Below are 22,800 nucleotides of genomic sequence, written 5' to 3' on the forward strand. Positions count from 1 at the left end.
GACCCCGCTTTCGCCGGCGATTCTAGCGACAGTCGTCCCGCGCTAACGCGCACCGGCAGGGGGTAGCAGGGCGTTTGGCAGGACCAGCGGGATCGCGGCGGTGTCAGCCACCGCTAGCGTCCAATCATGCACCTTGTCGATCTCGTCGCCATAGGCTGCCGTCGCCGCGGCGCGCTCCTGCTTGCGCGCTTCGACCGAGAAATCGGCGCCCGATTTGCTGTGCCGCGAGAAGACGGTGCGGCCGGCCAGGTCGCCGCCTGCCGCCGCTGCGGCCGGAAGCATCGAAAAGTCCGCGAGCGCCTTCAGCGTGGCGGCGGGGTCGGCCAGCAGGCTTTCCGAATCGAGGGTGCGGACGCGATCGGGAAAGCGTTCGGCCAGTGCGATGAACAGGCGCTGCTGGGCCAGCCACCCGACCGCCGCCACCTGAAGGTCGCTGAGCCGGAAATAGTCGCGGGCCTCGAACCCCAGATCGACGAGATTCTCGCGCAGCAATCCTTCGAGAAGCTCGCGCGCCCATAGACGGCACCATAAACCCTTGCGTGCGACCGACAGCAGAAACTCGCGCAGCGGTGCGTGCAGGAGCAGCGCATGGGCGTCGGGGCGCAGTGCCATCATCGGCGTCATCAGCCCCGCAAGGATGTTGGAAGGCTTGACCACGACCGTCTCCGCCGGTGTCCAGCGCCGCGCGAGCAGCAGGAGCGCATCGTCGAGCAGATGTGCAAGCTCCGCCCCCCCGCGCTCGCCACGGCGATGGATGCCGGTGATGTCGTTGAGCAGGACGGGTTCGGAAAGACCCATCGAATGACCCGGAATATCCAGCGCCCGCACGAGCAGCGTCGAGGCGCAGAAGGCGGAATGAAACAGGAAATGGATCGCGCCAGCGTTACCGCGCGCGGCCTCGACGCTCGCGGCGCGCGGCGCCACGATCTCGGGCTGCCCGCCGACGAGCTCGTCGGTCAGAAATGGTCCTGCGGCGTGCATTGCGTGGGGCACGTGACGGAACAGCAGGCGGTCCGCCGCCATGTCGTAGCGGTGTGCAAGCCATGTCGGATCGGCGGGATCGAAAGCGGGCGTGGAAACCATGGTCGCACCATAATCGCGACCGGCCGGGCGACAAGCGCCGTCTTTCCAATGCGCCGTTCGCAGCGTAGGGAAAGTCATGTCCAAGTCGACTCTTTCGTCCCACGAAGCCAATGCTCAGGGGCTCGTCGCGCTGAACGTCGGCGATTCCGCGACCGCGGTTCGGCTGTTCACGCACGCCGTCTCAGTCGATCCGCAAGCCGGAAGCCTGTGGCGCAATCTCGCGCATGCGCACCGCCTGCTCGGTGACGACGACGGTGAGCGGCGGGCCTTGCAAGGCGCGCTCGAGACCGACCAGCGCGACGTTGCCGCGCTCGTCCGGCTGGCCGAACTGCACGAACGGCGCGGCGAAACGCGCGACGCGCTTCTGCGCTGGTCGGCGGTGCTCCAGCTCGGCGAGCAGATCGCCGATCCGGCGCCGGCCTTTGTGCAGATCCTCGACCATGCGCGCGCCTATTGCCAGGCGCAACAGGCCGCGCTCGCCGGCTTCGTCGAGCGCGAATTCGGTTCGCGCCTTTCGGCGCTCGATGAAACGGCGCGCCGGCGTTCCACCGCTTTCCTCGACCATGCCCTCGGGCGTCGCCGCGTCTATCGGAACCAGTGCGCAGGCCTCCATTATCCGTTCCTGCCGGCCGACGAATATTTCGACGACCACCATTTTCCGTGGTTCGACGATCTGGCCGCGCGCGCTCCGGCAATCCGCGCCGAACTCGAGGCGTTGCTCGCCGATCCCGGCGACGCGCTGCGGCCCTATGTCCGCATGGACAAAGGTGCATCGGGCAGCCAGTGGGACCAGCTGGACCACAATGCCGACTGGAGCGCCTGCTTCCTGTGGGAGTATGGCCAGCCCAACCAGCCCGTCCTCGACCGCTGTCCGGAAACCGCTGCCGCGCTCGCCGCGACGCCCAGCGCGCATATTCCGGGCCGGGCGCCCAGCGCCTTTTTCTCGATGTTGCGCCCGCATACGCGCATTCCGCCGCACACCGGCGTCACCAATACCCGGGCAATCATCCATCTGCCGCTGATCGTGCCGCCGCGTTGCGGCTTCCGCGTCGGCGGGGAGACGCGCGAATGGGTCGAAGGCCGGCCCTTCGCTTTCGACGATACCATCGAACATGAAGCCTGGAACGAAAGCGATTCGCTGCGCGCCATCCTCATCTTCGACGTGTGGAACCCGCATTTGAGCCCCGAAGAGCAGGCCGTCATCGCCGATTATTGCCGGACAGCCGACACGCTGACCGAGCCGGCGGCGCGATGAGCCTCTTGCGAGTGGCGCGATCCATTGGTAATTCGGGCTGATTGGCCGGAAGGGGCAGACATGTACGTGGCATCCATTATCCTGAGCGCCCTCTTGCAGGCGTCCAACCCGCAGCCCGTGGCGGACAAGAAAGACGACCCCGATGCGGAAATGGTTTGCCGCCGGGTCGACGTGACCGGCTCGCTCGCCCGCAAGGAACGGGTGTGCAAGACGCGCGGCGAATGGCGCCGTCTGGCGGATTCCGGCAATGCGACCGCCCGCGACATCATCGATTACAGCCGCGGTCGCCCGAGCGGGCAATAATCGTCGGCGCCGAACAGTATAGTCTGACGACACGGCGAGACATACGGTAGAAGCGGATTTCAGAACCACCGGTCTGGATCGAATCCAGACCGGTGGTCTTGTCTTTGGCCTCCTTATACCGGCGTCAGCACCAACGCCCCGTCGCCCTCGTCGACCTTGACCGTCTGACCGTCCCTGACCTCGCCCTTGAGGATGAGGTCGGCGAGCGGGTCCTGCAGATATTTCTGCACCGCGCGCTTCAGCGGGCGGGCGCCATAGACGGGGTCGTAGCCGACGCGGCCGAGCCAGCTGCGCGCCGCGTCGGTGAGGTCGAGCGTCACCTTGCGGTCGGCGAGCAGTTTCTGCACGCGCGCGACCTGGATGTCGACGATGCCGCCCATATGCTGCTGGCCCAGGCGGTGGAACAGCACGATCTCGTCGAGCCGGTTCAGGAACTCGGGCCGGAAATGGGCGCGGACGACCTCCATCACCGCGGGTTCGGCCTGTTCGACCTGCGCGTCGTCGGGAAGCGCGGCGATCGCCTGGCTGCCGAGGTTCGAGGTCAGGATGATCAGCGTGTTGGTGAAGTCGACCGTGCGGCCCTGCCCATCGGTCAGCCGCCCGTCGTCGAGCACCTGGAGCAGGATGTTGAACACGTCGCCATGCGCTTTCTCGACCTCGTCGAACAGCACGACCTGATAGGGGCGGCGGCGCACCGCTTCGGTGAGCACCCCGCCTTCCTCGTAACCGACATAGCCCGGCGGCGCGCCGATCAGCCGCGCGACGCTGTGCTTTTCCATGAATTCGGACATGTCGATGCGGACCATCGCATTGTCGTCGTCGAACAGGAAGCGCGCCAGCGCCTTGGTCAGTTCGGTCTTGCCGACACCCGTCGGACCGAGGAACAGGAAGCTGCCGAGCGGCCGGTTCGGGTCCTGCAGCCCGGCGCGCGCGCGGCGCACCGCGGTCGAGACCGCGCGCACCGCCTCGTCCTGCCCGATCACGCGCTGGCCGAGATGCGCCTCCATGCCGAGCAGCTTCTCGCGCTCGCCCTCCAGCATCCGGTCGACCGGGATGCCGGTCCAGCGGCTGACCACCGCGGCGATGTCGTCGGCGGTGACCTCCTCGCGCAGCATCGCATTGCCCGCGACGGCCTGCGCCTCCTCGAGCTGCTTTTCGAGCGCTGGGATGGTGCCATAGCTGAGCTCGCCTGCCTTGCCGAGGTCGCCCGCGCGCTGCGCCTGGTCGAGCGCGACGCGCGCGGCGTCGAGCTGTTCCTTGATCTTCGCCTCGGCGTGGATCTTCTCCTTTTCGGCCTGCCACTTCTGGGTGAGTTCGGCCGACTGCTGTTCGAGGTTGGCGAGTTCGGCCTGCAGATTCGCAAGCCGGTCGCGCGACGCGTCGTCGCTTTCCTTGCCGAGCGCGGCTTCCTCGATCTTCATCTGGATGATGCGGCGGTCGAGCGTCTCGATCTCCTCGGGCTTCGATTCGACCTCCATGCGGATGCGGCTCGCGGCCTCGTCCATCAGGTCGATCGCCTTGTCGGGCAGGAAGCGGTCGGTGATATAGCGGTTCGACAGCGTCGCCGCGGCGACGATCGCGCCGTCGGTGATCCGCACGCCGTGGTGCAGCTCGTATTTCTCCTTGAGCCCGCGCAGGATGCTGATCGAATCCTCGACCGTCGGCTCGCCGACGAACACCGGCTGGAACCGCCGCTGGAGCGCGGGGTCCTTCTCGACATATTTGCGATATTCGTCGAGCGTCGTCGCGCCGATGCAGTGGAGCTCGCCGCGTGCGAGCGCGGGCTTGAGCAGGTTCGAGGCGTCCATCGCGCCCTCGCCCTTGCCGGCGCCGACCAGCGTGTGCATCTCGTCAATGAACAGGATGATCTCGCCCTCGGCCGACTTGACCTCGTCGAGCACGCCCTTGAGGCGCTCCTCGAACTCGCCGCGATATTTGGCGCCCGCGATCAGCGCGCCCATGTCGAGCGCGAGCAGGCGGCGGTCCTTGAGGCTGTCGGGGACGTCGCCGTTGGCGATGCGCAGCGCGAGCCCTTCGGCGATCGCGGTTTTGCCGACGCCGGGTTCGCCGATGAGGACGGGGTTGTTCTTGGTGCGGCGCGCGAGAATCTGCACGGTGCGGCGGATTTCCTCGTCGCGGCCGATGACCGGGTCGAGCTTGCCCTCGCGCGCGACTTCGGTGAGGTCGCGAGCATATTTCTTGAGCGCTTCGAAGCTGTCCTCGGCGCCCGCGGTGTCGGCGGTGCGGCCGCGGCGCAGCTCGTTGATGACGGCGTTCAGCGCGTCGGCCTTCACGCCGGCGTCGGCGAAGGCCTTGCCGACCGGGGTCGTCGCGGCGAGCACCATGGCGAGCAGCAGCCGCTCGACGGTGACGAAGCCGTCGCCGGCCTTGGTGGCGACCTGTTCGGCCTGATCGAGCAGGCGCACCGCGTCGTTGTCGAGCCCCGGCGTGGACTGCGCGCCCGATCCCGACACGGCGGGCACCTTGGCGAGCAGGGCGTCGATGCCCTGCACGGCGCGCGCGGCATCGCCGCCGGCGCGCTGGATCAGGCCGGCGGCCATGCCGTCCTTGTCCTCGAGCAGTGCCTTGGCGATGTGCTCGGGGCCGATCCGCTGGTGGTTCATGCGGATCGCGATCGTCTGCGCCGACTGGAGGAAACCCTTGGCGCGGTCGGTGAATTTTTCGAGGTTCATGTAAAGGATCCCCTTTCTTGCCGACAGAGATAGTGTTGCCGTTATGCAACACAAGGGCGCGTTTCGAGATTCGCGTGGAGAGGGGGAGGTGCGGCGAAAATCGGCCGGGAGGAGCGGAGGGTTGGGGAAGATTCGCGCAGAGGCGCAGAGATCGCAGAGATCGCAGAGAGTTTGAATCGGGTTCACGCGGAGCCGCGGAGACGCGGAGAAATCGCGCTTGCCGCGAAGCGGCTTCTTCTCGCCCACCTTGTCGTCAGGCGCACAGATCGGGAAAATATGGGGCCTGTCGGCCCTAACCATATCTCCGCGGCTCCGCGGCTCCGCGTGAACATGATCTCTGCGATCTCTGCGCCTCTGCGCGAATCGTTTCCGAAGCCCCCAGGCGACACAGCCGCTTGCCTTCGCACCGTTCGCCCGCCACACCATCGCGGCCGAAGACAGGAAGGATGGCGGACATGCTGCGACGGGCTGTGCTGGGATTGCTCCTGCTGCTGGCGGCCGCCGCGCTGGGGCTTGGCTTGTGGGAGCCGCTGACGGCGCAAGCGCCCGCCGCGCCCGCCTTCCGACCGACCGACGTCCAGATCGCGCGCGACAAATTCGGGGTGCCGCACATCTTCGGCAAGACCGATGCCGACGTCGCCTATGGCGTCGCCTATGCCCATGCCGAGGATGATTTCTCGACCCTGCAGGAGGTGCTTGCGATGACCCGCGGGCGCGCCGGGGCGATGCTGGGCGAGGATGGGGCGAAGATCGACTATGTCGCCGAACTGCTCGGCGTGCGCGCGACCACCGCGCGCGACTGGCCGCGCCTGCCTGCGGACGTGCGGGCGCTGTTCACCGCCTATGCCGCCGGGCTCAATCATTATGCCGACAAGCATCCGGGCGAGGTCCGCCTGTCGGGGCTGTTCCCCGTCACCGGCGAAGATGTCGTCGCAGGCTTCGTGCTGCGGTCGCCCTTCTTCTTCGGGCTCGATTCGACGATCGGCTCGCTCGCCGAGGGCACGCCGCTGGCGCGCGAGGGCGGGCCGGCGCTCGACCCCAAGGGGCAGCCGGTCGCGCGCGACCTGACCCCGGTCGGGCGCGATCCCGACGACAATGGCTCGAACGCGATGGCGGTCGCGCCGTCGCGCTCGACCGACGGCGCGACGCGGCTCGTCTCCAACTCGCACCAGCCGTGGACCGGCGGCGTCGCCTGGTACGAACTGGTCGTCCATTCGGGCGAGGGCTGGGATTTCGCCGGGGCGAATTTTCCGGGGTCGCCCTATCCTTTCCTCGGTCACAACAAGTATCTCGGCTGGACCAACACGGTGAACCGGCCCGACCTGATCGACGTCTACCAGCTGGCACTCGATGACAGCGGCGAGAATTACCGCTTCGACGGGAAGTGGGCGCCGCTGGAAACGAAGCGGGTCTGGCTGCGCGTCAAATATGGTCCCTTCGTGCTGCCGGTGCCGCGCACCGTCCATCGCTCGGTGCACGGGCCGGTGATCGTCGGTGCCAAGGGCGCCTTCGCCATCCGCTACGCCGGGATCGACCAGGCGAACATGGTCACGCAATATTACCGGCTGAACAAGGCGCGCAATTTCGCCGAGTGGCGCGCGGCAATGGCAGGGCAGGGCGTGCCGGCGACCAATTTCGTCTATGCCGATGCCAGGGGCAATATCGGCTTCTTCTACAATGCGATGTTCCCCGACCGGCCCGCCGGCTATAATTGGCGCGGCGTCCTGCCGGGCGACACATCGGCGAATTTGTGGACGAAGGCGCTGCCCTTCGACCGGGTGCCGGCGCTGGTCAATCCGCGCTCGGGCTATGTGATGAACGCGAACAACACGCCGTGGGTCGCGGCGGGGCCGGGCGACGAGCTCGACGCTGCGGCCTTTTCGCCCTTGCTGGGGATCGAGGACGACATGACCAACCGCGCGGCTCGGCTGATCGAGTTGTTCGAGGCGTCGGGGCCGATCGACGAGGCGCGGCTGAAGGCGATCAAATACGACACCAGCTATGCGAAGACCGGCTATGCCAAGGCGTGGATCGACCGGCTGCTCGCGATCGACGTCAGCGGCGACCCGGCGCTGGCCGAGGCGCAGCGGCTGCTGCGCAAGTGGGACTGGAACCTCGACGGCAAGGGGCACGGCGATGCGCTGGCGCTGATGCTGCTGCGCCCCGCGGGCGGGCGCCATTACCAGCGCCGCCCGCCGCCCGACCCGCTGACCGTGCTCAAGCAGACGGTCGTGCATCTACAGGACCATTTCGCGACGCTCGATCCGAAGCTGGGCACGGTGCTGCGGCTGCGGCACGGCGAGGGACCGCACCGTGTCGACCTGCCGCTCGACGGCGGCAACGACACGATCCGCGCCTCGACGCTGTGGGATGTGGAGCCCGACGGGCGGCTGAAAGTGCGCCACGGCGACAGCTTCATCCTGTTCGTGACGTGGGACCGCGACGGGCGGGTGCATTCGGAATCGATCCAGCCCTTCGGGGCCGCGACGACGCGGCCGGACAGTCCGCACTATAACGACCAGGCGCCGCTGTTCGTGGCGCACAGGTTGAAGCCGGTGCTGTTCGACCCGGCGGCGCTACGCGCCAGCGGGGCGCGTTTCTATCGGCCTTGAAAGCCCCGCACGGCCGTCCTACACCATTGATACACTGCCGTTCGGCACGGCCGGTCCGCAGGCCGGCCGGTTTCTCCCCGTTCGAGAGGATGTCCATGCCGCGTCTTTCCCGTCTCGCCGCCGCCCTTGCCCTGTCGACCGCGCTGGTCGCCGCCGGTCCCGCGCTCGCCAAAAGCAAGGCGGCGCAGCCTGCGCCGGTCGCCGAACTGGTGAAGGCGGTCGACATTCCGTGGCAGGCTTTCACGCTCGACAACGGCCTGCGCGTGATCGTGCACGAGGATCGCAAGGCGCCGGTGGTCGCGGTGTCGGTGTGGTATCGCGTCGGCTCGAAGCATGAGCCGAAGGGCAAGACGGGCTTCGCGCACCTGTTCGAGCATCTGATGTTCAACGGATCGGAGAATGCGCCCGGCGATTTCTTCGAGCCGCTGCAACAGGTCGGCGCGACCGATTTCAACGGCACCACCAGCATGGACCGCACCAATTATTTCGAGACGGTGCCGACCGGCGCGCTCGACCGCGCGCTGTTCCTCGAAAGCGACCGCATGGGGCATCTGCTCGGCGCGGTGACGCAGGACAAACTCGACAACCAGCGCGGTGTCGTCCAGAACGAGAAGCGGCAGGGCGACAACAATCCCTTCGGCCTGCTGCGCTACGAGATTTTCGAGAATCTCTTTCCCACCGGTCATCCCTATCATCACAGCACCATCGGTTCGATGGCCGACCTCGATTCGGCGTCGCTCGACGATGTGAAGCGCTGGTTCACCGACCATTACGGGCCGAACAACGCGGTGCTCGTGCTCGCGGGCGACATCGATGTCGCGACCGCGAAGGCGAAGGTGACCGAATGGTTCGGCGACATTGCGCAGGGCCCCGCGGTGACCGCGCCGCCGGTGTCGGTGCCGACGCTGCCCGCGCCGCTCGCCAGGGAGGTCCGCGACCTGATCCCGACGACGCGCCTCTATCGCATGTGGGCGATCCCCGGCCTCAACGATCCCGAGGCGGTGCCGCTGCAGATGGCGGCGACCGTGCTCGGCGGTCTGTCCTCTTCGCGGCTCGACAATGCGATGGTCCGCAAGGACCCGGTCGCGGTCGCGGTCGCCGCCTTTGCCCAGACCTTCGAGGATGCCGGCATATTGATTGTCCAGGCGGACGTGAAGGAAGGCGTCGATCCGGCGCTGGTCGGCCAGAAACTCGACGCAGAGATCGCCAAATTCCTCGAAACCGGGCCGACCGCCGACGAACTGCAACGCGCGGCGGCGAGCTATCTGGGCGGCACGATCGCCGGGCTCGAATCGGTCGGCGGCTTCGGCGGCAAGGCGGTGACGCTGGCCGAGGGCGCGCTCTATTCGAACGATCCGGATCATTACCGGACCGAGCTCGACCGGCTGGCGAAGACGACCCCCGAGCAGGCGGCGGCGGTGGCGCGCAAATGGATGGCGCGACCCGCCTTCTCGCTCACCTACACGCCCGGCGAGCGGACCGAGGGCGGCGAGAACCGCGGCGGCGCGGTGACGGCGGGCAAGGCCGCGGCGGCCGTCGCGCCCGACCGCTACTGGAACGCGGCGCTCGGCGACGTCGGGCCCGACACGGGCGCGATGGGCGCGACGGCGATCGCCGACCGGTCGCAGCTGCCGGCGGTGAGCGGGCTCACCGCGCTCGACTTCCCGGCGATCGAGCGCACGACGCTGCGCAACGGGATCGAGGTCGTCTTTGCGCGGCGGACCGCGGTGCCGACGGTGCAGGTCGCGGTCAGCTTCGACGCCGGCTATGCCGCCGACCCGCACGATGCGCTGGGCACCCAGTCGCTGATGCTCAGCCTTATGGACGAGGGGACGACCAGCCTCGATTCGATCGCCTTCGCCGAGGCGAAGGAGCGGCTCGGCGCGCAGATCGACGGGACCGCCAACGCCGACGAGACGATTTTCAGCCTGTTCGCGCTCAAGCCCAACCTCAGCGCCTCGCTCGGCCTGCTCGCCGACTATATCCGCCACCCGGCCTTCGACGCGCAGGAGCTGGAGCGGGTGCGCGCGCAGCAGCTCAATCGCCTGAAGGCCGAACTCAACAACCCGAACGCGATCGCCTCGCGCGTGCTGCGGCCGGCGCTTTATGGCGCCGACCATCCCTATGGTATCCCGCCCTCGGGCCTCGGGAATGCCAAGGCGGTCGCGGCGGCGACGCGCGACCAGCTCGTCGCCTTCCATTCGGCGTGGATCCGCCCCGACAACGCCCGCATCTTCGTCGTCGGCGATACCACGCTCGCCGAAGTGCGGCGGCAGCTCGACGCGACTCTCGGCCAGTGGAAGCCGCCCACGGCGCCGAAGGGCGAGAAGCATTTCGACATCGCCATCCCCGCGCCGCAGCCGCGCATCCTGCTGGTCGACCGGCCCAAATCGCCGCAATCGGTCATCATGGCGGGCAAGGTGCTCGCCGCGAAGGGCTCCGACAGCCTCGAGGTGCTGCGCGCCGCGAACGACATCTTCGGCGGTGACTTCCTGTCGCGCTTCAACATGAACCTGCGCGAGACCAAGGGCTGGTCCTATGGCGTGCGTTCGGCGGTCTCGGCCGACAAGGACCGGCTGACCTGGGTCGTGGTCGCGCCGGTGCAGGCCGACCGCACCGGCGATTCGATCCGCGAGTTCCGCAGCGACCTCCAGACCTTCCTCGGCGACAAGGGGGTGACGGCGGCGGAGCTGGAGCGGACGGTCAACGGCAGCGTCCGCGAATTGCCCGGCAGCTTCGAGACGTCGGGCGACGTGCTCGGCGGGCTGCGCTCGATCGTCAAGTTCGATCGCCCCGACGATTATTACGAGACGATCGCCGCGAAATACGAGGCGATGTCCATGCCCGCCGTCGACGCCGTGGCGCGCGAGGCGCTGAGCGTCGACGATCTCGTCTATGTCGTCGTCGGCGACGCCTCGATCGTGAAACCACAGCTTGACGGACTGGGTTTGAACGTCGAAACAGTGGCTCCAGCTAATTGACATTAGTTTCAGTAGGAGGGTTTCGATGTCTCAAGTCGACGGCAGCTATGATTGCGTGACCAAGTCGCCGATGGGCGACCAGAAGTCGGTCTTCACCGTGAAGAGCGAGGGCGACAGCTTCACCGGCCAGAACGCCGGCACGATGGGATCGCTCGACGTCGAGAACGGCAAGGTCGACGGCAACAAGCTGAACTGGACGATGAACATGAAGGTGCCGATGCCGATGACGCTCGAATGCGAAGCGACCATCGACGGCGACACGCTGACCGGCACGATCAAGGCCGGTCCCTTCGGTTCGATGGCGATGACTGGCACCCGCCAGGCCTGACCGTCCGGTCCGGACCATATTTCCGGCGAAGGGGCCGTCCCGGGCGACCGGGGCGGCCCTTTGCTTATGGGGCCGTCCAGTCTTTCGCCGGCCGGCACGTGGATAGGGGCTATCCAAAGCGGCGGCATGTGCATACATTGTTGCAATGCACAAAATGACAGAGCCTTCGCCGCGGTTGAGCCTCCCCGGCGATCGTGAAATGGTGATCATGATGGCGATGGTTATGGCGCTGAACGCGCTCGCCATCGATTCGATGCTGCCCGCGCTGCCCGCGATCGGCCGCGGGCTGGAGGTCGCGGTGGCGAACCACCGCCAATATGTGATCTCGGTCTATCTGCTCGGCATCGGGATCGGTTCGCTCGTCTATGGCCCGCTCGCCGACCGCTTCGGGCGCAAGGGGGTGCTGGTGCCGGCGCTGGTCGGCTATGTGATCCTGTCGATCGGCTGCGGGCTCGCGATGAGCTTTCCGATGCTGCTCGCGCTGCGTTTCGGGCATGGGCTGGTCAGCGCTGCGCTGGGCGTGATCGTCGTCGCGGTGATCCGCGATCTCTTTTCGGGCGATGCGATGGCGAAGCGCCTGTCGCTGATCTTCCTCGTCTTCATGGTCGTGCCGATCATCGCCCCGACGATGGGCGCGGGGGTCGAGGCGGTCGCCGGCTGGCGTGCGATCTTCATCGTCCTCGCGGTGATGGGGGTGGTGATGATCCTCTGGCTGCGCCGGCTGCCCGAAACGCTCGCTCACGCCGACGTGCGCCCGCTCGACTGGCGCACGATGGTTGCGGGCTGGGCGACGGTGACGCGGCACCGCCGCGCCGCGGGCTACATGATCGCCTCGGGCATGATGCAGGCCGCGCTCTATGGCTATCTCAATAGTAGCGAGCAGATCATCGCCGATGTCTTCGACGCGCGAAGCCTGTTTCCGTTGGTCTTCGCCTGCGTCGCCATCGGCATCGCGGCGGCGAATTTCTCGAACGCGGCGATCGTCGAGCGCTTCGGTGCACGGCGCGTGTCGCAAAGCGCCGTCTTCGCCTTCATGGCGACGTCGATCGCACAGATCCTCGTCGCGCTGAGCGGCGGCGAGACGCTGTGGATGTTCACGGTTCTGATGATGATCAACGTCGGTCTGATCGGGTTCATCGGCAGCAATTTCGGTTCGATCGCGATGGAGGATTTCGGCCATATGGCGGGCGTCGCCTCCTCCTATCAGAGCTTTGCGAAGACGCTGCTCGCCGCGGGGGCGGGGGCGCTGATCGGGCAATTGTACGACGGGACGACGCTGCCGCTCGCCTATGCCTTCTGCGCCTGCGCCGTCATCGGCCTGGCGCTGGTCCTGTGGGCCGAGCGCGGCAAGCTGTTCACCCGGCCGGGAACCGCGGCCAAAACCCCCTTCTGACGCGCCGGACGGTGGCGGCCCGCGCAGCAGAGAGGCCGCGCAAGAGAAAGGGGGCGCGAGGCCCCCTTTCGTCTTTCGAGTTCCGATCGCCGGCTCAGGGGATCGGGGGCACCGGCTGCGGCGGTGCGTCGGGATCGTCTTCGTGCACGTCGATGATCCCGCGGCCGACATAGCTGCGCGAGCGGCTGTACAGGAAATAGACGACGAGACCGACCGCCGCCCAGATCAGGAACAGCGTGATGCTCTTGTGATCGAGGTTGAAGAACAGATAGATGCAGCCGAGGACCGCGATCGGCGCCGTGACGAAGATCATCGGCGTCTTGAACGGCCGGTGCCGGGTCGGATCGGTGCGGCGGATCGTCATCACCGCGATCGACACGGCGGCGAAAGCGAACAGCGTGCCCGAGTTGGAGATGTTGGCGAGTTGTCCGACCGGGAAGAAGGCGGCGAACAGCGCCACGGCAATGCCCGTGATGATCGTGATGACATGCGGGGTGTGGAACTTCGGGTGAATCCGCGAGAAGGCCTGCGGCAGCAGCCCGTCGCGGCTCATCACGAAGAAGATGCGCGTCTGGCCGAACATCATCATCAGGATGACCGACGGCAGGGCAAGCCCGGCGGCGAGGCCGATCAGGTTGCCGACCTGCGGCCAGCCGATTTCACGCATCGTCCAGGCCAGCGCCTCCTTCGAACAGACGACCGCCTGGTCGCCGATCGCGCCGCATGCCGACGCCAGCGCGCGGCTTCCGGGTTCGAGCGCGTGACCGGTGGCGGCGTCGATGCCGACCGGCTGTGCGCCGACGGTGCCGATGACGCCCGCGGCGACAAGCAGGTAGAAGACGGTGCAGATGGCGAGGCTGCCGATCAGGCCGATCGGCATGTTGCGTTGCGGGTTCTTCGTCTCTTCCGCCGCGGTCGACACGGCGTCGAACCCGACATAGGCGAAGAAGATGGAGGCGGCGGCGGCGCCGATCCCCCCGATGCCGAGCGGTGCGAAGGGTTCGAAATTCTCCATGTTCATCACCGGCACCGCGAGCGCGATGAACAGCGTCAGCGCCGCCACCTTGATGACGACGAGGATCGCGTTGACGGTCGCGGATTCGCGCGTGCCGATCACCAGCAGCCAGGTGACCAGCCCCGCGATGGCCATCGCCGGCAGGTTGATCATCCCGCCGTCGAACGGCCCGAGCACCCATGTGGAGGGTATGTCGATCCCCAGCGCATTCTCCGCCAGCCCGACGACATAGCCTGACCAGCCGACCGAGACCGCGCCCGCGGCCACCGCATATTCGAGGATCAGCGCCCAGCCGACCATCCAGGCGATCAGTTCGCCCATCACCGCGTAACTATAGGTATAGGCCGATCCCGAAACCGGCACCATCGCCGCCATTTCGGCATAGCAGAGCGCGGCAAAGGCGCAGACGAAGCCGGCGATGATGAAGCTGACCATCATGCCCGGCCCGGCCTTTTGCGCCGCCTCGGCGGTCAGCACGAAAATGCCGGTGCCGATCACCGCGCCGATCCCCAGCATGGTGAGCTGGAAGGCGCCTAGCGAACGGTGCAACGATTTCTTTTCCGCCGTCGCCAATATGGCGTCCAGCGGTTTGACACGACCAAATATCATGCGAGTGTCCCCTTGTCGGGCGGCAAGGGCCGCCGCCCGTCTCCTGGCGGCGCAGACTAACCGCTCCGCCGGTCAGCGCAACATAATTTCATGGGGAATGGCTTAACTTCGCTTCCATCGCTCCGCCGTGAATTCGGCGGCTCCGGGCGGGGTCCGGTGGCCGGCCTGTCCTATCGCACCGTGAAGCGCACGCGGTCGATCGTCCGCCCGCCGGGATCGGTGAGGGTCAATATATGGCTGCCGGGGCGCGGCACGATCTGCTGTCCCGCGTCGGCGTCGCCGAGCACCTGCTTGTCGAGAATCAGGCGGAAACCCGTGACCTCGCCGCTGACCATGACCGCGAGTTGCTGGCGGCCCGCCGGGATGTCGGGGTCGAGCGCATAGACGCTGCCGCTGACCGGGCTGGTGATGCGCGGGCGGCGCGCGGCGGCGGGGGCGGCCGCCATCTCGGCCTGCGCGGTGCCGCGCAGGAAATATTCGCGGCGCGGCGGCTCGCGCGTGCCGGGCAGGTTGACGCGGCGCGCCTCGACGCCTTCGGGCATCCCCGGCGGTCTGCCGGGGCGGCCGGCGTGGAGCGCGAGCATCACGTCACGCCACACCGGCGCCGCGCCCGAGGTGCCCGACACCGCGCGCATCGAATCCCCCTCCAGATTGCCGACCCAGACCGCGACCGTGTAGCGGTCCGAAAAGCCGACGCACCAATTGTCGCGCATTCCCTTCGACGTCCCCGTCTTCGCCGCGGCCCAGAAGGGCAGGCGCAGTGCGCTGTCGGCACCGAAGGCGTCGGCGCGCGCCGTGGCGTCGGCCATGATGTCGGCGACGATGAAGGCGGCGCCGGGATCGACGATCCGGCGCTCCTCCCCCCGTGCCGTGCCCTTCACGAAACGGACCGGCGACCAGCGGCCCTGGTTGGCGAGGGTGCGGAAGGCGTTCGCCTGTTCGACGAGGCTGACCTCGGCCGACCCGAGCGCGAGGCTGAAGCCGTAATAATCGCCATCCTCGACCAGCCCGCGATAGCCGAGCGCCCACAGCCGGTCGCGGAACTGCTGAACGTCGTCGATCACAAGCGCGCGCACCGCGGGGACGTTGAGCGACGCCGCGAGCGCGTGGCGCACGCTGACCGGCCCCTTGAAGCTGCGGTCGTAATTCTTGGGGACATAGAGGCCCGAGGCGGTGTCGAGCTGCACCGGGCTGTCGTCGAGGATCGAGGCGGCGGTGAGCCAGCCCTTTTCGATCACCTGCGCATAGAGGTGCGGTTTGAGCGTCGAGCCCGCCTGCCGCCGGGCGTTGGCGCCGTCGACCGCGGCGGCGGTCGATTTCAGCCCAACCCCGCCGACATAGGCGAGCACGTCGCCGGTGGCGTTGTCGAGGACGACCACCGCACCGTCGCGCACCCGATCGGCGCCGAGCCCGGCGAGCTGACGGCGCATCGCGACAATCGCCGCGCCCTGGATGCGGCGGTCGATCGTCGTCGTCACGCGCTTGCCCGGCGCGTCGAGCAGGCGCACGGCGAGGTGCGGCGCGAGCGCGGGGTCGAAGCGCGCGGCGCGCTCGCCCGACACCAAAGTCGCGGCGGCGGCGCGCAGCGGGGCGCAGTCGGCGGTGCGCGCGAGGCGGCACGCGCGCCGCCCGAGCGCCCCGGCGTCCGCCGCCGGATTGGGGAGCAACGCCGCGAACAGCACGGCGTCGGTGCGCGTCATCTGCGCCGGCGGCTTGCCGAACAGGCTGCGCGCGCCGGCGCCGACCCCTTGGACCTCGCCGCGCAGCGGCACGAGGTTGAAATAGGCCTCGAGCATCTGTGCGCGGGTCCAATGCGATGCGAGCGCCTGCCCGGCGCGCATCTGGCGAAGCTTCGCGCGCCAGCCGCGCTGCCCCGGCTGCGCAAGCTCGGGCGCGAGGAAGGCGGCGAGCTGCATCGGCAGCGTCGAGGCACCGCGCGACCGGCCGCCACTCCAGCGCGCGCGGGCCGCGCTTGCTATCGCGAGCCAGTCGACGCCGCCGTGCGACCAGAAGCGTTTGTCCTCTGCCGCGACCACCGTGTCGCGCAGCGCGGGATTGATCGCCGCCAGCGGCACCCACGCCGTCCGCCGCCGCTCGAAATCGACGCGCTCACTGTCGAGGAGGCGGCCGTCACGGTCGTAGAGCCACGCCTCGCTGGGCTTCCAGCCGGCGCGCACCGTTTCGTAATCGGGCATCGCGAGCGGGCGGGTGAGAAGGTGCGCGATCGTGACGAGAACGAGCATGGCAAGTGCGGTCCACAGCAAGGCGTTGCGCCAGCGGCGTTTGCGGGGGACGTGTTCAGTCATCGTCGGACTGCGAACTTGCGATGCGTGCCATCATCACGGCGATGGAAAGATGCGCTTCGGCTCCATCACTCCGCCGCCACCGTCAGCGGTGCGTTCGGCCACTGGCCGCGGATCGCGGGCGAATACATCGCCTCGACCCGCGTCGCGGGCAGGGTGAAGCGGCCCGATCCGTTGAGCCGCACGACATATTCGACCGCGTGCTTGCCCGCGGGCATCCAGCCGAAATAGCCGCGCCAGCTGTCGCGCCCGCGCTCGACATAGCTTGGCTGCCAGCCCGACCCGCTGGCCTGATCGGCAAGCATTTCGGACTGGCCGCCGAGATTGCCGACGATCGTCGCGCCGGGCGGGATCGGATCGTTGACGATCACCCATGTCCGGCCCGCGGCCGCGGTGATCTCGATCCGCACCTTGACGACGTCGCCGCGCGTCAGCCGGTCCTTGTTCGCCGCCTTGACGATGTGCATCGACCGCTTGATGCGATAGCCGGCGTTGAGCGGTTCCTTGAGCGGCACTGCCGCCCGGACGCGGACGGTCGCCCATGGCGCTCCGCTGCCCTGGTGGGCGAGCGTCATCGGCGCGGCGGCGAGCGGAAGGCGCAGCGGCGCGGCGTCGGCGGGCAGCGGCCAGCCTTGCGACGCGCTGGCGCCCGCGAGGCCGACGGTGGTGGTGCCGGTGATCGCGCTCGCCGGATAGAGATCGGCGAAGCGGCGCACCGTCACTGCGCCCCAGGCGTTGGCGGGAGTGGTGTCCCAATGGCCCTTGCGCTGGCGCTGCGCGACGCCGACCATCAGCCGGCCCGCGTCGTCTTCCCAGCCCTTGCGGCCGAGCACGGCTTCGAGCGTCTTGATCGCCATCTCGTCGCCGCTCGTCATCATCCACCATGGCGCCTTCGCGTCGTCGACGAGGTCGAGACGCATGCCTTCGTAGACGAGCCGCTTGCGCAGTTCGGTCTCGGCGGCGGTGCGCAGCGCGGCCGCGCCCCGGACGCCCGGCGTCCGCTCGATCGCGACGAGCCAGTCGGCGAGCGTGCCGGTCGCCATGTCGGCGGGCGCCATGTCGATCGCGGCCACCAGCGCGGGGCTGGCCGCATTATTGCGCGCGAGCGCCGCCAGCGCGGCAACGCGCACCGGCCGGATGTCGTAGGGACCATATCCCTTCCGGGTCAGCCGTCCCTCGACGACCGCCTGCAGCGCCTTGACCATCTTTGTCTTCGATGCCTCGGGGATCGCGAAGCCGTTCGCTGCGGTAATCGCGAGGACATAGGCGGTCAGCTCGGGCGAGCCTTCCAGCCGGCTGCTCGGCCAATAGCGCAGCAGGCCGTCGTCATCGAGATAGGTCGGCATCGCGCCCGCGAGCGCTTGCCAGTGGCCGAGGTCGCCGAGCGCGACCGCGCGCGAAGTCGATTGCTCGAAACAGTCGTAGGGGTAGATCGCCATATAGTCGCGCACCCCGGCAAGCGGCGGCGCGAGCGTGCCCGCCAGCGCGATGTCGACGGTGCCGCCGGGCAGAGCCCCCGCCGGAATGGCGATCGGCAATGACGTGTCCGACCCGACGCGCAACAGGCTGGCGGCCCATGTCTCGACCGGCACGGCGGGTTCGACCTGCTGCGCGAAAACCAGCCGGTCGCGTTGCCGGCCGTTCTTCGACACCGCCTCGATCGTCCATTCAAGCGGTCCCGATTCGGCGGGGGCGGTCATCGACCAGCTGATCGGCACCGCGCCGCCCGCCGGGATGGTGACGGTCAGCGACTGGCCGGTCGCCACCGCGGGCGACAGCGTCGGGGTCGCAACGACCTCCATCGGTCGGTCGGTGCCGTTGCGCAGCGTGAAGCGCGCGTCATAGGTGTCGCCGGTGCGCACCAGCTCGGGAAGCCCGGCAAAGACCGCGAGGTCCTGCACGGTGCGCACGCTCGTTTCGCCGGTGCCGAAATATTGCGCGCCGTCGGTGGCGATCGCGACGAGGCGGAAGCCCGACAGATTGTCGGACATGGGCACCTCGACCGTCGCACGGCCCTTTGCGTCGAGCGGGACATGCCCCTTCCACAGCAGGACGGGACGGAAATCCTCGCGCGTCAGGCCGCTGAGGTCGCCGCCGCCGCCTCCGCCGGGGGCGAGTGTTTTGCGGCCATAGTGGCGTTTGCCGACCACCTGCATCTGCGCGGTCGAGGTCAGCACGTCGAGCGTGCGGTCGCCCATCATCGCGTCGAGCAGCGCCCAGCTGTCGTTCGGCGCGAGCTGGAGCAGCGCCTCGTCGACCGCGGCGAAGGCGACGTCGGCGCCCGCGGCGGGCTTGCCGTTCGGGGTCCTGACCTCGATCGCCACCTTCGCGGTTTCGCGCACCGCATATTTCTCCTTGTCGGCCTTCACCTTGACGCCGAGCCGGTGGCCTTCCCAGCCGACCTTGATCCGCGCGATGCCCATGCGATAGGCGGGCTTGGCGAGATCGACGAGCGCGGTGGGCGGCGCGCCCTCGCTGTTTTCGATGCGGAAGCCGACCGCGCGCTTCATCTTGCGGAACCAGCTTTCGCCGCCGGTCACGCGCCCGCGCACCGCCATCACCGAGACATAGACGTCGGGGGCATAGGTCGCGGGCAGCTTGACCTTCACCACCGGGTCGGTGCCCTTCAGCGGCGTGACGAAGCTCGACAGCACGCCCTCGCGCTCGACGGTGACCAGCGCCGTCGCCTCGCGGAAGGGCATGCGGACCTGGAAGGTCGCGGTGTCGCCCGCGGCGTAGCGCGGCTGTTCGGCGATCACGTCCATGCGGTCGCCATTGTCGCCGCCGAACCACCAGTCGTCGTCGCCCGCGAGCCAGACCGAGCGAACCGCGCGCGCCTCGTTGCCGTCGGCGTCGGTCGTCGTCGCGACCACCGTGACCTCGCCCGAGACGCCGGGCGCCATCGCGCAGCTCGCGCGGCCGAGGCGGTCGGTCGCCGCGCTGCACGCGGCATCGAGCTTCGTCGTGCGCATCTGGTTGTCATAGGCGTAGAAACCGCCGATCAGCCGCCGCCGCGCGGTGATGATCTCGCGATTGTAGAGGGTCACCGCGACGCGCTGGCCGCGGATCGGCTTGCCGTCCAGATCGAGCGCGATGAATTTCAGGCGCAGGTCGTTGTCGCGCATCAGCCAGCCGTCGGTCCTGACCCCCAGCCGCACCGCCGACGGATAGAGGGTGATGCGCCGGCTGCTGGTCAGCGTCTCGCCGTTCGCGTCCTGATAATCCATCTCGACCGCCATCTGGGTCGGCCGGACGATCGGCTGGTCGACGATCACGCTCGTCGACGCGGTGCCGTCGGCGCCGAGGGTGATCGGCACCGACCGCGCGAGCGGCATGGCGGCTTCGGGTTCCTCGCCGCTGTCGTCGAGCTGGACCACCCCTTCGCGGACCGGCTGGCCGTCGAAATCCCAGTCGCGATAATCCTCCGGCGGCGACCAGCGCGGGGTGAAGGCGGTGCGCACCTCGACGGGCAGGTTCCCGGCGGGGCCGCCCGACAGATAGCCGACGAACAGCGCGAGCGGGACCGCGGTCGGGCGGACGAGCGCCGATTTGGGCCCGGTGACCGTCGCCTTCATCGTCGGCAGGCGATATTCGTCGACGCGGATCGACGCGTCGCTCCAGATCGTCTTGTCCTCGCCATCCTTGTCCTTGGTGACGAAGACGAGGTCATAGTCGCCCATCGGCGCCGAGGCCGGGACGGCCCATATCGTGTCGCCGCTGCCGCTCGCGTCGATGGCGAAGGGCATTTCGAACTCGGTGTCGGAGCCGCGATGGACGAGGCGGAGCCGGCCCGCCATCGGCTGCGGAACCGCGAAGCCCGTGCCCACGGGGCGGCGCAGGATATGCTTCATGTTGACCGTCTCGCCCGCCTTGACGAGCGCACGGTCGAACAGGGTGTGGAGGATGTCGCCGCGTTCGGACCAGCCATAGGGCAGGTCGAAATCATAGGGGCGGATGCCGCTGCCCCAGTCGGTGAGGGTGAAGCTGAAATCGTCGCCCGCGCGCGCGGTGACCATCAGCGCATGGCCTTCGCTGTTCGACGGGTCGGCGTCCGTGTCGCAGCTCGACCAGGTTTCGGGCTGCGGCAGGCCTTTCGGGAAGGCGAGGCGGCCCGCCTTGTCGGCGGTGCCGCGCGCGAGCAGGCGGCCGGTGCAGCTGTCGCTGACGCGTATCTCCGCACCCGCGACGGGCAGGCCGGTGTCGAGCGCCGTCACCCAGGCGAGCGAGCTTTCGCGGCCCCATTTGAAATGCACCGCCATGTTGGTGACGAGCGCGGCGGTCGCGACATAGCGCGTCGCCTTGCGCCCGAGCAGCGCGGCGCCGAGTTCGGGGCTCGCGATCTCGACGACGTGAAAGCCCTTTTCGGTCAGGGGGATGCCGACGACCTCAAAGTCCTTGCCGCCGCCGGGGGGCGACAGCGTCAGGCCGCGGCGCTCGCCGCCCGCCGGCGCGCCGTCGAACACCGATGTCGTGCCGGTGTAATTGACGGTGACCTCTTCGCCGCGCGCGTTCTTCTCCTCACGATAATCGGTGTCGTCGGCGTCGTCGACGCGCTTCAGCCAGCGCGCGACCGCCGCATCGTCGTCGCCGACCTTCAGCGCGGTCGCCGGTATCCTGAGGTTCGCCTGGACGAGCGACGATTCGACCCCGCGCACCGTGACGGGCAGCACGCCGCCTTCCTTCGCCTCCAATATGCCGAAGCTCGCGGCGAACTTGACCAGCGGCGGGGCGCGGTCGATGTGGAATTTCAGCGGGAAGTTCGACGCGTTGGCAAGCTTGCGGCCGCTCTGGTCGACGACGTCGGCGGGCAGGGTCAGCGTCGCGTCGACATTCTGCGGCAGCGGCCCGGCGAAGCGGACCTGGGTCAGCCACCGATCATTGGCATCGTCGGCGTCGGCTTTCGCGGTCAGGCGCTTGCCATCGGCGGTGGCGAGCGTCGCGGCGAGTGCGGTCTCGCGCGCCACCGGCGAGGCGAACTTGACCACGACGTCCTTGATCGGGTTGCAGCCCGCCTGCGGATTGACGCGGCTGCACGCCATCTTGGCGGTGAAGGCCGGGCGCACATTATAGTCGAAGCGCTGGTCGCGACCGGCGGTACGGCCGGGGACGCCGGCCTGCTGGATGCGGGCATCCCAGACGAGCGCCATCTCGCGGCCCGGCGGCAGCGGCCGGCGGCACTTGACCGGCACGATGCGATCGAGCGCGGCGTCACGATCGGTGCCGGCCGCGGGCAGGCGCAGCGGCAGGCCGGCGTCATAGGCGAAGGACTGGCGCGACCAGTCGCCATCGCCAAGCCCGGTCAGAATCCGCTCTGCGGTATCGCGCGGCAGCACGTCGACCGGAATCTTCTCTCCGATCCCGTCGACCGCGCAATAGGCGAAGCGGCCGACCGAGGCGCGGTCGGCGGCGACGTTGGTGGCGACGAGGAAGAGCTGATCCTCCTCGATCCCGTCATAGGTCCCCCCGGCGAGCACGGCGCGCGCCGACGGGCCGCCGGTGTCGATCGCAAAGCGGCCGTTGCCGACCACCGACACGCCGCGCGCGGTGGCGAGGTCGGGGCGCAGTTCGACGTGGCAACGCTTGCCGCCGGGCAGCGGCGCGTCGAATTCGAGCACCCACGTCCGCGTATCGACCCAGCGTCCGGTGCCGGGTATCTTGCAGTCATGGGTGGCGGGCGCCTTCGCGCGCGGATCGCCGAGCGGCACCATGTCTTCGGAGAAACGCAGTGTGAAGCGGCTGATCGCGCCGTCGCCGCCGCTGGCGCTGCCCGGCGTCGCGAGCGTGACCTGCGGCACCGTGTCGCCGCCCGCCGCAGCGAGCGCGAGACCGAGCGGAACCAGCAGGGCCAGCCGCATCTTTCCGGCCAGGCGTGTGCCCAGGCCCTGCCATCGCTGCATCATCGCCTCAACTCTCCTGCGCCGGCTGGCGTATCTATCCTGCTGGAAACAGGGGCAGGAGTCCACCCGCTGCCGCGCCGCGCACAGGATCCGCCACGCGCGGCGTCATCGCTGTGATCGCGATCATTGCGAGGCGGTGGGGGTGCTGTCCTGGAGCGTGATGACATCGAATGGAGATGACATCGAATGGAATCGTCATTGCGAGCGGCGAAGCCGCGCGGCAATCCAGAGCAGGCATAAACCGCTCTGGATTGCTTCGCTCCGCTCGCAATGAGCTATGGCCTGTGGAGATTCAGTTTTTCCGCAAAACAAAGCCAGGTTCTCCCGC

The 22,800-nt window shown here is 68.5% G+C and carries 11 protein-coding genes; 6 read left to right on the forward strand and 5 right to left on the reverse strand.

Annotation, left to right across the window (positions count from 1 at the left end; genetic code table 11):
- Window positions 1-42 precede the first annotated feature (42 nt).
- Window positions 43-1,083 (reverse strand): hypothetical protein, encoded by a 1,041-nt coding sequence (locus ABS88_RS07070; protein WP_286749492.1) that lies wholly within the window; start codon window positions 1,081-1,083, stop codon window positions 43-45.
- Window positions 1,084-1,159: 76 nt separating this feature from the next.
- On the opposite strand from ABS88_RS07070, the gene ABS88_RS07075 reads away from it, so the two are divergent.
- Together ABS88_RS07075 and ABS88_RS07080 are read left to right on the forward strand one after the other, a co-directional pair.
- Window positions 1,160-2,338 carry an aspartyl/asparaginyl beta-hydroxylase domain-containing protein gene (locus ABS88_RS07075; protein WP_286749494.1) on the forward strand — a complete coding sequence of 393 codons (1,179 nt, stop codon included), beginning with the start codon at window positions 1,160-1,162 and terminating at the stop codon, window positions 2,336-2,338.
- A 60-nt stretch (window positions 2,339-2,398) separates the two neighbouring features.
- Window positions 2,399-2,641, forward strand: coding sequence for a hypothetical protein (locus ABS88_RS07080; protein ID WP_286749495.1), 243 nt, complete (start codon window positions 2,399-2,401; stop codon window positions 2,639-2,641).
- A gap of 113 nt (window positions 2,642-2,754) precedes the next feature.
- Here ABS88_RS07080 and clpB read toward each other — a convergent pair whose 3' ends face one another.
- Window positions 2,755-5,334, reverse strand: coding sequence for an ATP-dependent chaperone ClpB (gene clpB / locus ABS88_RS07085; protein ID WP_286749496.1), 2,580 nt, complete (start codon window positions 5,332-5,334; stop codon window positions 2,755-2,757).
- Window positions 5,335-5,789: 455 nt separating this feature from the next.
- On the opposite strand from clpB, the gene ABS88_RS07090 reads away from it, so the two are divergent.
- The 4 genes from ABS88_RS07090 to ABS88_RS07105 all read left to right on the forward strand — a co-directional run bounded on the left by ABS88_RS07090 (window position 5,790) and on the right by ABS88_RS07105 (window position 12,648).
- Window positions 5,790-7,946: an acylase gene (locus ABS88_RS07090; protein ID WP_286749497.1), complete on the forward strand. Its 2,157-nt coding sequence runs from the start codon at window positions 5,790-5,792 to the stop codon at window positions 7,944-7,946.
- A 95-nt stretch (window positions 7,947-8,041) separates the two neighbouring features.
- Window positions 8,042-10,927 carry a M16 family metallopeptidase gene (locus ABS88_RS07095; protein ID WP_286749498.1) on the forward strand — a complete coding sequence of 962 codons (2,886 nt, stop codon included), beginning with the start codon at window positions 8,042-8,044 and terminating at the stop codon, window positions 10,925-10,927.
- Window positions 10,928-10,952: 25 nt separating this feature from the next.
- The gene (locus ABS88_RS07100; RefSeq protein ID WP_067107285.1) at window positions 10,953-11,255 is read left to right on the forward strand and encodes a hypothetical protein; all 303 of its coding nucleotides are present in this window, start codon (window positions 10,953-10,955) and stop codon (window positions 11,253-11,255) included.
- A 208-nt stretch (window positions 11,256-11,463) separates the two neighbouring features.
- On the forward strand, window positions 11,464-12,648 hold the full coding sequence (locus tag ABS88_RS07105; protein ID WP_234002514.1) for a multidrug effflux MFS transporter: 1,185 nt from the start codon (window positions 11,464-11,466) through the stop codon (window positions 12,646-12,648).
- Between the two features lie 94 nt (window positions 12,649-12,742).
- On the opposite strand, the gene ABS88_RS07110 is transcribed toward ABS88_RS07105, so the two are convergent.
- The 3 genes from ABS88_RS07110 to ABS88_RS07120 form a co-directional block, all read right to left on the reverse strand.
- Window positions 12,743-14,272 carry an amino acid permease gene (locus ABS88_RS07110; RefSeq protein WP_286749499.1) on the reverse strand — a complete coding sequence of 510 codons (1,530 nt, stop codon included), beginning with the start codon at window positions 14,270-14,272 and terminating at the stop codon, window positions 12,743-12,745.
- A gap of 170 nt (window positions 14,273-14,442) precedes the next feature.
- Complete coding sequence (pbpC, locus tag ABS88_RS07115) at window positions 14,443-16,578, reverse strand: penicillin-binding protein 1C (RefSeq protein WP_286749500.1); 2,136 nt, start codon at window positions 16,576-16,578, stop codon at window positions 14,443-14,445.
- A gap of 65 nt (window positions 16,579-16,643) precedes the next feature.
- Complete coding sequence (locus ABS88_RS07120) at window positions 16,644-22,475, reverse strand: alpha-2-macroglobulin family protein (RefSeq protein ID WP_286749501.1); 5,832 nt, start codon at window positions 22,473-22,475, stop codon at window positions 16,644-16,646.
- Window positions 22,476-22,800: the final 325 nt, after the last annotated feature.

This window comes from Sphingopyxis sp. SCN 67-31 (genome assembly GCF_001725095.1).